The organism is Hymenobacter radiodurans, assembly GCF_004355185.1.
GTDB classification, from domain to species: Bacteria; Bacteroidota; Bacteroidia; order Cytophagales; family Hymenobacteraceae; genus Hymenobacter; species Hymenobacter radiodurans.
This window is the reverse complement of sequence record NZ_CP037922.1, coordinates 2,311,710-2,324,130: the sequence shown is the minus strand read 5'-3', so window position 1 is coordinate 2,324,130 and position 12,421 is coordinate 2,311,710. Positions and strand designations below refer to the sequence as shown.

Sequence of the window (12,421 nt, the reverse complement as noted above, 5' to 3'; positions counted from 1 at the left end):
ACCTGAGTTTTTAAGAGCATAGAGCGCACTCAACTCTAATGATTGCAACCAGTTGAGTCGCAACTAGTGTATCAGTACTCGCCTAGTTCCGGCTCTTTACGCGCCAGCAGCAAGCCAACCATCATGAGCAACCCTGTCAGGAGAATCACAACAAACAGCATGTTTTCGCTGACTTGTCCAATAAGATGAGCCTCGGGAATGCTGTAGAATAACAGAATGGAAATCAAGCCTTTGGGAGCAATGAACAGCTCGGGTATCAGGTCTGATTTGGCGATGTAGCGTAGGTAGAAAAAGCGGATCAGTGTGAGCACCCCTACTATCAGCAGCCCCTGCCACAACAGCGTGACGCTGATAAGATTAGTGAGGCTAATCGAGTAGCCAAACAGTAGGAAAAAGAAAGTACGAATCAGGAAAGCCGACTCGGCCGTAATGCTTTTGAATTGATGCAGCTCTTCGGTAAGGCGCTCAGGGTGCAGCAGGCGCTTGAGAGGGCCTTTGAGAAAGAGTTCGGCGTTATTTACTGCTAGCCCGAAGGCGAGTACCAGCAGCAGGGACGACAGATGCAGCTTTTTGGCAAGGCTATAGATCAGGACCAGAAAGGCGAAAATCAGGAAGAACTTAATGTGCAGGCGGATGCGGTCAAGCATAAATGCCAGTATGGCCGTGCTAATTACAGCCACTATCGAAACGGCTATGACATCCCGCAGAAACGTGACAATGGATATACCCTGCGCGAAGTTATCCTGCAAGGCAAAATTGAAGAGCATGATGCCCAGAATATCTGAAAAAGTGCTTTCGTAGACAATAAACTCTTGTTTCTCTCCGCCTAAACTAGATACGCTCGGGATAGCGATGGCTGAGCTGATCACGGCCAGCGGCACCGCATTTATTAAACAGGTCTGGAATGAGACACCCAAATAAAGCTGAAGCAACTCGGCAATAATAAGGGCTTGTACTACAAGGATAAGCGCGGCCGCAGCGAAGGAACGTCGAATTAGGGGGGCCTTTTCGCGATTAATCTTTAAATCGAGGGCGCCTTCCAACACAATGAGTATTAACCCAATAATACCGAAGATCTCTAGTACAACTTTCGGAATTAGAACACCAACATCGCCATAGTCGGCAGCCTGCTTCAGCGCAATACCAGTAAACAGCAGCATCAGCACCGACGGCACTTTGGTGGCCCTTGCCGCTAGGTCGAAGAGGTAAGATAAGACGACGGCCAAACTTAAGCCAATGAGGATAGTATATGGACCCATGCGGTGGAAATGAGTGAACAGGACTCTCTCCTATACGTTGATGTTGGGATTTGAATGAGTCCGAAAGCGGGTAAGATAGCGAGTTAAGTGTCTCTTGCAAGAGACACAGAGCCAGATTGGACAGCAAATGGGCGGAGCGAAGGCACGAATGGCGTGGCACAAGGTCGTATCTTGCCGGCTGCTACTTTCTACTTTGCTTTTATGTCTGATCATCCCAGCATCGCCATCATCGGGGGCGGCCCGGCGGGCTTGCTGGCCGCTCAGCATTTGGCAGAGGATGGCCACCGCGTAACGGTGTATGACGCGCAAGCTACCGTGGGGCGCAAGTTTTTGGTAGCCGGACACGGCGGCTTCAACCTGACGCACAGCGAGCCGCTGCCCACCTTTGGCAAGCGGTATGGCGCTCACTACGAGCTATTTGCTACCTTTCTCACCCACTTTGGCCCCAAACAGCTGCGCGCCTGGGCTGGCGATTTGGGCGTAGCAACCTTTGTGGGCAGCAGCGGCCGCATATTTCCCACGGCTGACTACAAACCCGCCCAACTACTCCGTGCCTGGCTGACGCGGCTGGCAGCATTAGGCGTAGTTATCAAAACGCGGCACCGCTGGCTGGGCTTCGTGCCAGACTCACCCAACGGCCTGCTCCTGCGCAATGAGCAGACCAACGAAGTATTCGAAATTTGCCCCCCAGCGGTGGTGCTGGCACTAGGTGGAGCAAGCTGGGCCAAAACCGGCTCCGACGGCGGCTGGACGGCGGCCTTTTCAGAAATAGGAGTGCGCTGCACTCCATTCGCTCCCTCCAACTGCGGCGCAGAAATAGCCTGGGGGGCTTTTTTTAAGGAAAAGGTGAGCCGCACTCCGCTCAAAAACATTGCCCTGACCTGCGAAGGCCAAACCATGCGCGGCGAGCTAATGCTAACCGAGTACGGCGTAGAAGGCACGCCAGTGTACGCCCTCACGCCGGCCTTACGCGCGGCGCTCAGCCGCGAACAGCCGGCAATGCTGTGGCTTAACCTCAAGCCAGACCTGACGCATGACCAGCTCCTACAAAAACTCAGCAAACCGCGCGGCAGCAAATCATGGGGGGCTTTTTTGCAGCAGACCTTAAGCTTAGGGCCACCCATTCCAACTCTTTTGCGCGAAGTAGCATCACCCGGAACCCTTACCAGTTCACCCGAAAGTCTGGCCCAGTTGCTTCAGGAGTTACCCTTGCCCGTGAGTGGTCTGCGGCCGTTGGATGAGGCCATTAGCACCGCGGGCGGCGTTGCGTGGGAAGAGCTAGATGAAAACCTGATGCTGCATCGGCGGCCCGGCACCTTTGTGGCTGGCGAGATGCTAGATTGGGAAGCGCCCACGGGCGGCTATTTGCTGCAAGGCTGCTTTAGCACGGGCGCTTGGGCAGCCAATGCCATTGCAAAGCAGCTGGCATAGCGAGGAAACCTGCGTTACTTATTAATGGCCTTTTGCTCAGCTTCGGCCAGAATGGCTTTGGCTTCGTCTAGGAGGCACTCGCCGGGATTTAGCTGCTTGCGGCAGATCAGGGCGAAAAGCAGGAAGAACGAGACAATCGGCAACACCCAGCCCAACGCAAACCACAGCCAGAACGAACGGCCATAACTGTGGGCGCAGTACCCGGTGGTGAGGGGCAGGAACGACATAGCGCACAAAAAGCCCAGCAGTAAATCAACAAACATGGCAGTGGCAGCTATGGGATGAGCGGTATTGTGAAGATACTGGATTGGCGAGAGTTTCCCAATGCTGAACCATCCTCAGTATAATGACTATAACATAGGTTGGCGGTGGGATGTTGCCTTAATCTGGCCGGAATGTTGCCGCCTGTTTACACCACCCTGGGGGGCTTTTTCGCGTACTCCGTAATGTTTTCCGCCCCTTCCCTTCTCCTGACCGCCCAAATTACCCTATGTGGGAGCACCAAAGTCTGTTTCGCGTCTCGGCCCAGCTGTTTGCCGAAGGCGTCTTTAATCTGCTGGATAGAAATTTAAAGCCCGAAGTTTTTTTACTCGGTCTGGCCTCGGCGAAAGAACCCGACGAGCCACAAGCCGTCGTAATTGAGCCCGCCAACCACCGCTACCCCAGCTCAGAATTCACGGAAGTGAAGGTGCGCGCGGCGGCGCTAGAATCGGCCGAAGGGCCGCGTGAAGTCGTCTATCACCTGCACCCCACTGACCAAGACCGCTTTGAGAAGCAGCGTTGGTACGAGTTGCTCCGCCAAGCTACGGAGCTGACACTGAATGAAATGCCCCCCGAGCCGATGCCGCGGATTTCCTTCTGCTCACTGCCGGTCAGCTTTAATGGTTATCTGGTGCTCGTGGTCTTGCAGCTTTCCTCCGAAGCTTACCACGGCTATTATGCCCTGCCCGACAAGATTGTGGCCCGCGCTAACTCCTTGCTGGCCGCGGCAGTGCAAGAGTTTTTGCAGGATTGTGCCCGGGCCCTGCGCGAGTCCGATTCCGACGACGCCCACCCCGTCCTCGACCGTGACTATAACGAGATGCTACGCGCTGCTGGTCGGCGCTTTATGCTGCGGGCGGCGGCCGGCACCCACGGCCTGTATGATGCCTGCAACGGCGTGGCCGCGCTTCGGCACGAAGGCGACGATGGTATTGGGCTGATGATTGTGGCGCGCCGCCATCACCCCGCCATCGTGCCCGTGTTGACCCTCGAAACGCCTATTACCTTGCGTGACCACCGCTCCATTCGGAAGCTGTTGGAGCTGAGCGAAGACAACACGGCGCTGATTACGGATGCCACGCATGTCTTTGGCTTAGGTTATCTGGTAGAGGAAACGCACCCGAGCTACGAGCCATTGTTTATGGTGCACTTTACCAAGCACTATAGCTGGGAGCTGACGCACGCCGATCATATTATGATGAAGGTGGTGTCGAACTCCCCCCGCCTGCCCCAAGGCCGCGTCGATGCCGATAATTTTGCGCATGCCGTGCGCTTGCAGTGGCCCGAACTGCTTGATGCCGGTATTGCGTATCTGTGGCGGCTCACCCAGGAAGCCAGCACCCAGTCGACCGGCACCATTCTGGTGATTTCTGCGGGTGCGGCGCAGGAAGCCCAACGCCTCACCCGCCAGTGTTTTCGGGTTGCACCTCGCCTAATGACGCCCGCCATTCTCCGCTTGGTCACGAATATTGATGGGGCCGTACTCGTAGATCAAAACGGAATCTGCCATGCCATCGGCGCCATCCTCGACGGCCTAGCCACCGCCAAAGGCGACTCCTCTCGCGGCTCCCGCTACAACTCTGCCTTACGTTACGTGGAAAGCAGCCAGTACCCTGTGCTGGCTGTAGTAGTCAGCGAAGACGGCCTGATTGATCTGCTGCCGCCAGTGAGCTAATAAAATCAGAAGGGCGAAATGAAATTATCATTTCGCCCTTCTGATTTTATCCTATTGATCATTGTTCAGCAACCTGAACCAAATAAAAGGTACCTTCCGCCAAGCTCCGTAGCAAGGCGAATCGAAACATGATTCAGACTAATTCTTATGCAAAAATTTACTCTTCTCCTTTTTGATGTAATGCAGTTCATGAGGATCTGGCAACTCTTTATGCTAGGCATGTTCTTCTTAGGAGTCTATGTACTTTACTTAGTCATTCGCGCTTTGAGGAAGTACTTACGGGAAGACAAGTCACGCATAAACTAATCTCAAGTCTAGCTTCATACGCTAATATTCTGCTAGGTGTTAATCAGCCATTTACACTACCCATCATCGCTTCCGGATAACGCAATCCGGCGATAGCGCTCTGGGGGGCAATTTCGTTTATCTGGGCTAGTTCGGACGCGGATAGCCGGACCTCCAGCGCACCCAGGTTTTCCTCCAAATATTCGATGCGCTTGGTGCCGGGAATCGGTACGATGTCGTCGCCCTGAGCCAGAACCCACGCGAGTGCCAGTTGACCTGGGGTGTAATTTTTCTGCGCCGCCATTTCCTTAATGCGCGCAACTACATCGAGGTTGCGCTGGAAGTTTTCGCCCTGAAAACGAGGCGTGTTTCGGCGGTAATCATCTGCGTCCAAATCCTCAAAGCGCTGAATCTGGCCCGTCAGAAAACCCCGGCCCAACGGGCTGTATGCTACCAGACTGACGCCTAATTCGCGACAAGCAGCCAACACCCCATCTTCGGGGTCACGACTCCAGAGTGAGTATTCGCTTTGCAGAGCCGCAATGGGATGCACAGTATTAGCCCGGCGCACCGTATCAGCGGCGGCTTCGGAAAGCCCCAGGTAGCGCACCTTGCCTTCTTCCACCAACCGGCTCATCGCCCCGACCGTCTCTTCAATGGGCGTATTCGGGTCGACACGGTGCTGATAATAAAGGTCAATGTATTCGGTACCAAGGCGGCGTAAGCTGCCTTCACAAGCTTGACGCACGTATTCGGGGCTGCCATTTATGCCTCGTTTGGTCGGGTCGTTCGGGTCGCGCTGGATACCGAATTTGGTAGCAATGACAGCCTGGGCGCGCCGGGCGCGCAGAGCGCGACCTACCAATTCTTCATTGGTGTACGGCCCATACATATCGGCCGTATCAAAGAAGGTAACTCCCAGTTCCAGAGCACGATGAATAGTGCGCATACTCTGCTCATCATCGCGCTTTCCGTAAAAATCGGACATACCCATGCAGCCCAAACCCAGGGCTGAAACTGCCAGACCGGAGCGGCCTAATGTGCGCGTTTGCATAGCGTTTTTTGTTAGGTAAGAAGTGGTGTGAGTAGATGAAAAGCCTAACGCAGATAAAGGCCGCCGAGGCTAAATTTGGCGAGGATAAAATTTGGCTTTCTCATCGTCAGCGAGCCTGCTCACCTGCACTCATTTCCTGAAAGCACCCACTCGCGCCGTTCTTTCGTTTAACGATTAAATCTCTCTCCCTATGCAACCCAAAATGCCCCCCAGATCAGTAGATCAACCTTTTGAAACGGACGAGCGCCTGCGCTGGGTGCAGAGCATTGCTCATCTCATGGACAGCCAGTTTACACTGCCTGGCACGCGCTTTCGCTTCGGCCTCGACCCCATTTTGAGTCTGCTGCCCGTGGTTGGCAACCTAACGAGTATGGCCGTATCGGGGGCACTGGTGCTGACCATGATGCGCCACGGGGCCAGCGGTAGCCTAGTTATTCGCATGGTACTCAATATCCTGCTCGATACCATTATTGGGGCCATTCCGGTGCTGGGCAACATTTTTGACTTCGCCTATAAGGCCAACGACCGCAACGTACGCCTGCTGCGCCGCCATTATGCCGAGGGCAAATACCAAGGCAGTGGCAAGGGGCTGCTGGCGGTGGTGCTGGTGGGTATGCTCATCATTTTTGGCCTGATGGCGTGGGGCCTGTGGGTGGGGGTAGACTGGCTGTGGACGTATGGGGGGCAAAACTGGTGGTAGTTGGGAGAGTTTTTGGTGGTTGACTTGTTAGTAAGGTAAATAGGCACAGCGCAAGCATTCGTGCCGTACTTTTGCCTTGTGAAATTCCTCCAATCAACCTCTTTTGGCTCCCTGCTGGGCGCTTTGCTGCTTTCGTCCTGCTTGTCGCTGCAAAGCGAGGAGCAGCAGGCTGAAGCCGCTGAAAAAGCCGTCATGGCCAAGCACGATGAGTTTATGGCCCAAATGGATCAGCTCTATACGCTACGCCAGCAGCTTCAGCGAGCCACGCTGCCCGATACCACCGAAGCTGGTCGGCGGCGCCGCGCTCTACTCCGTGCCGATGCTGCTATGATGGGCTGGATGCACCAGTACCGCCGGCCCGCCGACACGGTGGCGCACGAGCAGGTAATGGCTTATTTTGCCGCTCAGGAGCACAAAATCGATTCTGTGGGTCGCCTTATGCGCAACAGTATCGATTCGGCTCGCCTGGTGCTTGGTACAAAGGCTGGTAACTCGTCTAATTCATCCACCAAATGATATCTTCTCTCATAGCCTGCGCACGTCGGGCCACTATATTAGTGGGCAGCAGCGCCCTGCTCCTGCTCGCAGCCTGCCAAAGCCAACCTGATACTGCTGCTGTTGACCGTCTGCCGTATCTAGGTGAGCGTGAGGTAGTACCCAGCACCAATGGCGGCCCGGCTGACACGCTCTACGCTACCATTCCCAGCTTTACGCTTACCAACCAAGACAGCGCCACCATCACCAACGACACCTTCAAAAATAAGGTGTATGTGGCCGATTTCTTCTTCGCTACCTGCCCGAGCATCTGCCCCAAAATGCAGAGCGAAATGCTACGCGTGTACGAGAAGTTCAAGGATGATCCGCGGGTGCTTTTCCTGTCTCACACCATCGATCCGGCCCACGATTCAGTAGCCGTGCTACGCGATTATGCCCAACGCCTGGGTATTAAGGATGCTAGCCGCTGGCACTTCGCTACCGCCTCTCACGATACCATTTTCAGCCTCGCCCGGGCCTATTATGTGCCGGCCGAAAAAGACGATAAGGTAGCTGGGGGTTTCGCACACAGTGGAGCATTTACCCTCGTTGACTCCAAGCGCCGCGTGCGGGGCCTCTATGATGGCATGAATCCCGCTGAAGTCGCGCGCCTCATGGAAGACTTGCCCGTACTCTTGAAAGAAGAAGCTGAAAATGCTTCCCAAGCTGCTCTATGAGGTGGCGCGCGGCAGATTTGTTGCGACTGGGGGGCTTTTTGGCGGCCGGGACAATGGCTGCGGGCTGCTTCACTGATCGTCAGAATGCCGGTGCCCGCCTCTACGCTACGCACTGCTCTCACTGCCACGGCGATGAAGGCCAAGGGCTGAAACGCCTTATTCCCCCCGTAGCCGGCGCCGACTACGTGGCTGAAAACCGCAACTTTCTAGCCTGCTTGGTGCGCCGTGGAGTTAATGGCCCCATGGTGGTCAATGGTATTGCCTTCAACCAAGTGATGCCCGGCCATCAAGACCTCACGGATTCCGAAATTACCAACCTACTGAACTTTGTGCAGTCGTCCTGGGGTAATAAAGGGAAGCCATTCACCATTCGGGAAGTATCAAACCAGCTTCAGGCCTGCGCCGGCAGCGACGGGCAGTAGCTGCCGTCTGCATTCAATAAGTGGAGTAGTGCTGGGGCAAAACCGCTCCGTTGAATTGATCTATAAGTTTGATACCCAATACTGTATTCTTCGAGCCGATGATTACCCCTATTTTTCACGATTATCCTCAGCTTTCCTCCTTAGCTTGCCATCTCAAATTTCTTTAGTGCTATGGGTCTGTTCGACTTTCTGAAATCCAAAAAACAACCTATCCAACCCCAGGCGCCGGCCGATGCTACTCCTGCCAGCACTACGCCGGCCGCTGGCCCCCGCTATAAAGGCTCGAATTTTACCTCGCCCGTAGCGCCCCCACCGCCGGCTCCGGTACTGCCGCCCCCACCGCCCCCTATGCCTTCCTTCGAGCCCGTCAATCGCCTGGAAGAGATGCTTTTGCACGCTGCCGCCGACCCCGATGCGCGCCCCGGTTTCTACCAGGCTTTGTTGCAGGAAGATGTACTGGTGCTCACCCAGCCCAAGGAAGGCGAGCCGGGGGCGAAATTCCCGTAACGGAGAATATGGAAGTGCAGTTGCAGGTATTGCACGATGGCAAAATTCCGGTTTTTACGTCACCAGGACGCATTTTCGATAGCAGCGTTGTAAAGGAGGAAGTACCTTACCTGCGGTTGTCGGGCTTCGATTTGTTTCAAATGGTAAAAGGGGCCGATTGTGCCCTAAACCCATTTTCCAGCTTAGGCAAGCTGTTGATGGCCAACGAGCTAGAGGATTTATTGGCTGGCCATTTGTTTGAGGCCCCCGCCCACCAAATTCCACCCGATACGCAGGTTCTCCTGGGGCAGCCTGCCGATATGCCCACGGCCCTGATAGAATCGTTGAGCACGTATGCCGCCGATCAGCCGCTTATTCGCGCTATATATCTGGCCCAAATGCAGCTTCCTGACAGCCCAGAGCCGGCTCGTTTGCTGCTGGGCTTTGAAGTGGAAGGCGATGATACTTCGTTTCTGCAAGAGATAGGCGCCGTCATTCAGCACCACCTCGACGCCGGCCATCAGTTCGTTGATATTGTGATCATTAGCCCCGAGTCGGAAGAGCCGCTGAGCCATTATTTCTACCAGAATGAGCCCATCTATAAGCGTAGTGAGTAGCCCGAAAGGGCTACTTCGCCTTCTGGCGCGCTATCCGGTCGAACACGGGCCGCAACCCATAGAACAGACTTGGCACTAACACCACCGAGCCTAGCAGCCACAGTAAAAAGCCCCCCAGCGTCGCGCGCCAGAGCAAACGGGCCGCTTCCATCCAGTCTGTAGTAAGTAGGTGCTGCAACTGGGTCAGGGTTAGCTCCGTATCCGTTCCGTCGCCAATCACGCGGGCTCCGAGTTGGAGCAAGGGAATGAGCAATAGCAGTTGCAAAGGGCTCATCAGGTGGCTGATGAGCAGCAAGGCCGCTACATTCAGGCGCAGCCTTACCGCCGCAAATGTGCTGAACAGCGTGGTTACTCCCAAAACCGGTATAAGTCCAAATACAACTCCTAAGGCAACGGTGAGGGCAAGTTGCGTAGGGGAAAGTCCTTGCTGCAATAAGCCTAGCAACGGCATCAGCACCCTGCGGCGCAGCCAACTCATTCGGGGCGGCGCAGCGGTGGTAGGTGGTGATGCCTGCGGAATTATTTGCTCACTCATACAGCACTACAACTAACGATGAAAGACTTGGGTAGCTACGCTTATTTACTAGAAAAGAAGCCCGTGAAAGTTGCTTTATGCTTTGTTTCCGCTTACTTCATTTTCAAAGCCGGAAGTAGCCTAGGTGAATTCGTTTATTATCTAAATCGCTAGCATTCTCAATGAGCGCCGTAGAGAGCCTACATAGCGTGGCCGCACAAGGATGAGATGAGGCACTTGGCAAAAGTACGCGAGCCGGGTCAGCCCCGGCGCAAAGTTTGGACTGATTTTTTTGTCCTGCTCCGGCGTGCTGCCCGCGAGTTGGGCGCCAACGACCCGTTGCGTTTGGGCGCGGCTACGGCTTTTTTCACCACGTTTGCCCTCCCGCCAATCCTCATTATTCTTATTCAGGTGCTGGGGGCATTTATTCGGCCTCTACGGTGCGCGGGCTGCTGCTACAAAAGATATCGAATTTGCTGGGCTATCCAGCGGCCGGTTTGGTAGAGCAGATTCTGCAAAACGTGAGCAACATTGAGCGCAGCCGCCTGATGACGTGGTTAGGGTCAGCGTTTTTAGTTTTTATCGCCACCACCCTTTTCGTCGTTATTCAGCACTCTCTCAACCAGCTTTGGAAGGTTCGCCCCCAGCGTACGGAGGGTCAGTTTCACAAAGTGCTGCACGAGCGAGTCCGCTCGTTGGGCGTGCTGCTGGCCACGGCGTTGCTTACGCTGCTAGCCTTTCTGACCGATGCCGTGCTGGCCTTCCTAGCCGACTACACCCGCGACTTCGACGCTACATTCGGCTACTACTTATTTCAGGGCTTGAGCCTGCTGACTTCATTGCTGATCCTGTCCACTTGGTTTGCTGTCACGTTCCGCAACCTGAGCAGTGCGTATGTTCCCTGGCGGGCCGTGCTGCGGGGGGCAATTCTGACGGCTGTTTGTATTGATATTGGTGAGCTAATCCTTGGCTATCTACTGGTACCGCGCAACTTAGGTCCCATCTATGGGCCCGCCTCCAGCATTGTGCTTGTGCTGCTGTTTGTGTTTTATTCGGCGATGATCTTCTATTTCGGCGCTTGCTTCACAAAGGTGTATGCCCATTATGTGGGTATGGATATTCGGCCTAAGAAATCGGCAGTGCGCTACCGTTTAGTTGATATCAGCGACGACGGCGTGCGGCGGATTAAAGGCTAAAAAAGTCCCCTAGCTTTCTGTGCGACCATAAAATCGGTTAATCAGAAAGGCCGCTACCACGAAAAGCAGGCCCGTAGCACACACGCCCGGCCACTGCCAATGCGCCCACGCAAAGCCACCCGCCAACGACCCCAACGACCCGCCAATAAAGGAGCTGGTCATGTACACTGTATTCAGGCGGCTACGGGCCTCGGGTATCAGGGAGAAAATCCGGGACTGATTGGAGATGTGCGTCACCTGCTGGCCCACATCCAGGATTATCACTCCCAAGATTAGTCCTGTTAAATACACACCAGTCAGGCCCAGCAGCAGGTAGGCACCCAGCGCCAGCAGAATCCCCATACTCAGGGCATAATCGGAGCCGCGCTTATCAGCCAGCTTGCCTGCTAAAGGTGCCGCCAAGGCGCCACAAGCGCCAATTACCCCGAAAAACCCGACTACATCACTCTTATAAAAATAGGGTTCACCCTCCAAGAAAAACACCAGCGTCGTCCAGAAAACCGTGAGGCCGCCAAACATACAAGCGCCAACTAAGGAGGAGCGTCGCAGCGTAGGCAAATCGCGGGTCAGCGTCAGCAAAGACTTCATGAGGCTGCTGTAGGTCCCTGTGAACGATGGTTGGTTGCGAGGCAGCCGCAGTGCCAGAATAGCCACCAGCATCAGCATCATCAAGGCGCCGCCGCCAAACATAGTGCGCCAGCCAAAATGTGCTCCTACGTAACCACTCAAAGTGCGCGAAAGCAGAATACCAATCAACAAACCGCTCATCACTTTGCCTACTACCTTGCCCCGCTCGGCGTCGGTGGCCAGTGAGGCAGCCATGGGCACCAGTAGCTGAGGCACAGCCGAAAAAATGCCAATCAGGAGGCTAGCAGCCACCAGCACCACGAATGAAGGAGCCAAGGCGGCGCCAGCCAAACAAGCCGCTGCGCACAGCAGCAGCAGCAGAATTAGCCCTTTGCGCTCTACTTTATCACCGAGGGGCACGGCAAACAGCAGCCCTAGCGTGTAGCCCACCTGCGTGATGGTAGCAACCCAGCTCACCCGGCTATCCGATACCTGAAAGGTGCGGCCAATCTCGACCAGCAGCGGTTGGTTGTAGTAAATATTGGCTACCACCAAGCCGCAGGTAATGGCCATCAGCCACACGAGTCCGCTTGTGAGCGGAGCCTGAGTTGGGGGTAATACGGGGGTGGGGTGTTGGGTTCTATTTTGAGTAATCACAACTTCATTCTTCACGCTACGCGGGTAAATCCAGGCTCACTGCGTCTGTTCAACAGACCTTTAAAGCGGCTGGGGGCTCTTTTGTT

The 12,421-nt window shown here is 55.0% G+C and carries 15 protein-coding genes; 10 read left to right on the top strand and 5 right to left on the bottom strand.

Annotated features, from left to right (window positions below):
• Nucleotides 1-71 precede the first annotated feature (71 nt).
• The gene (locus tag EPD59_RS10910) at nt 72-1,259 is read right to left on the bottom strand and encodes a cation:proton antiporter domain-containing protein (protein ID WP_133272812.1); all 1,188 of its coding nucleotides are present in this window, start codon (nt 1,257-1,259) and stop codon (nt 72-74) included.
• 201 nt (nt 1,260-1,460) lie between these two features.
• On the opposite strand from EPD59_RS10910, the gene EPD59_RS10905 reads away from it, so the two are divergent.
• Nucleotides 1,461-2,690, top strand: a complete 1,230-nt coding sequence (locus EPD59_RS10905) for a BaiN/RdsA family NAD(P)/FAD-dependent oxidoreductase (RefSeq protein WP_133272811.1) — start codon at nt 1,461-1,463, stop codon at nt 2,688-2,690.
• Nucleotides 2,691-2,704: 14 nt separating this feature from the next.
• Here the strand turns inward: EPD59_RS10905 and EPD59_RS10900 are convergent, their stop codons facing one another.
• Nucleotides 2,705-2,953 carry a hypothetical protein gene (locus EPD59_RS10900; protein WP_133272810.1) on the bottom strand — a complete coding sequence of 83 codons (249 nt, stop codon included), beginning with the start codon at nt 2,951-2,953 and terminating at the stop codon, nt 2,705-2,707.
• Nucleotides 2,954-3,180: 227 nt separating this feature from the next.
• Between EPD59_RS10900 and EPD59_RS10895 the strand changes: the two genes are divergently transcribed.
• Nucleotides 3,181-4,626, top strand: coding sequence for a diadenylate cyclase (locus tag EPD59_RS10895; protein WP_133272809.1), 1,446 nt, complete (start codon nt 3,181-3,183; stop codon nt 4,624-4,626).
• A 349-nt stretch (nt 4,627-4,975) separates the two neighbouring features.
• Here the strand turns inward: EPD59_RS10895 and EPD59_RS10890 are convergent, their stop codons facing one another.
• On the bottom strand, nt 4,976-5,965 hold the full coding sequence (locus EPD59_RS10890; RefSeq protein ID WP_133272808.1) for an aldo/keto reductase: 990 nt from the start codon (nt 5,963-5,965) through the stop codon (nt 4,976-4,978).
• Between the two features lie 190 nt (nt 5,966-6,155).
• On the opposite strand from EPD59_RS10890, the gene EPD59_RS10885 reads away from it, so the two are divergent.
• From EPD59_RS10885 to EPD59_RS10860, 6 genes are all read left to right on the top strand, one after another.
• Nucleotides 6,156-6,665, top strand: coding sequence for a DUF4112 domain-containing protein (locus tag EPD59_RS10885; protein ID WP_240731715.1), 510 nt, complete (start codon nt 6,156-6,158; stop codon nt 6,663-6,665).
• Between the two features lie 78 nt (nt 6,666-6,743).
• Complete coding sequence (locus EPD59_RS10880) at nt 6,744-7,181, top strand: hypothetical protein (protein WP_133272807.1); 438 nt, start codon at nt 6,744-6,746, stop codon at nt 7,179-7,181.
• A complete protein-coding gene (locus EPD59_RS10875) occupies nt 7,178-7,876 on the top strand; it encodes an SCO family protein (RefSeq protein ID WP_133272806.1) in 699 nt (232 codons plus the stop codon). Before EPD59_RS10880 ends, EPD59_RS10875 begins: the two co-directional genes overlap by 4 nt.
• Nucleotides 7,873-8,298, top strand: coding sequence for a c-type cytochrome (locus tag EPD59_RS10870; protein WP_240731714.1), 426 nt, complete (start codon nt 7,873-7,875; stop codon nt 8,296-8,298). The genes EPD59_RS10875 and EPD59_RS10870 overlap by 4 nt, the downstream gene beginning before the upstream one ends.
• Before the next feature lie 171 nt (nt 8,299-8,469).
• A complete protein-coding gene (locus EPD59_RS10865; RefSeq protein WP_133272805.1) occupies nt 8,470-8,805 on the top strand; it encodes a hypothetical protein in 336 nt (111 codons plus the stop codon).
• A gap of 8 nt (nt 8,806-8,813) precedes the next feature.
• A complete protein-coding gene (locus tag EPD59_RS10860; RefSeq protein ID WP_133272804.1) occupies nt 8,814-9,401 on the top strand; it encodes an enhanced serine sensitivity protein SseB C-terminal domain-containing protein in 588 nt (195 codons plus the stop codon).
• Nucleotides 9,402-9,411: 10 nt separating this feature from the next.
• Here EPD59_RS10860 and EPD59_RS10855 read toward each other — a convergent pair whose 3' ends face one another.
• Nucleotides 9,412-9,936, bottom strand: coding sequence for a DUF2062 domain-containing protein (locus EPD59_RS10855; RefSeq protein ID WP_133272803.1), 525 nt, complete (start codon nt 9,934-9,936; stop codon nt 9,412-9,414).
• A 216-nt stretch (nt 9,937-10,152) separates the two neighbouring features.
• On the opposite strand from EPD59_RS10855, the gene EPD59_RS10850 reads away from it, so the two are divergent.
• Nucleotides 10,153-10,419: a hypothetical protein gene (locus tag EPD59_RS10850; RefSeq protein ID WP_133272802.1), complete on the top strand. Its 267-nt coding sequence runs from the start codon at nt 10,153-10,155 to the stop codon at nt 10,417-10,419.
• Complete coding sequence (locus EPD59_RS10845) at nt 10,389-11,111, top strand: YihY/virulence factor BrkB family protein (protein ID WP_165963555.1); 723 nt, start codon at nt 10,389-10,391, stop codon at nt 11,109-11,111. Before EPD59_RS10850 ends, EPD59_RS10845 begins: the two co-directional genes overlap by 31 nt.
• Nucleotides 11,112-11,120: 9 nt before the next feature.
• On the opposite strand, the gene EPD59_RS10840 is transcribed toward EPD59_RS10845, so the two are convergent.
• Nucleotides 11,121-12,350 carry an MFS transporter gene (locus tag EPD59_RS10840; protein ID WP_240731713.1) on the bottom strand — a complete coding sequence of 410 codons (1,230 nt, stop codon included), beginning with the start codon at nt 12,348-12,350 and terminating at the stop codon, nt 11,121-11,123.
• Between the last annotated feature and the right edge of the window lie 71 nt (nt 12,351-12,421).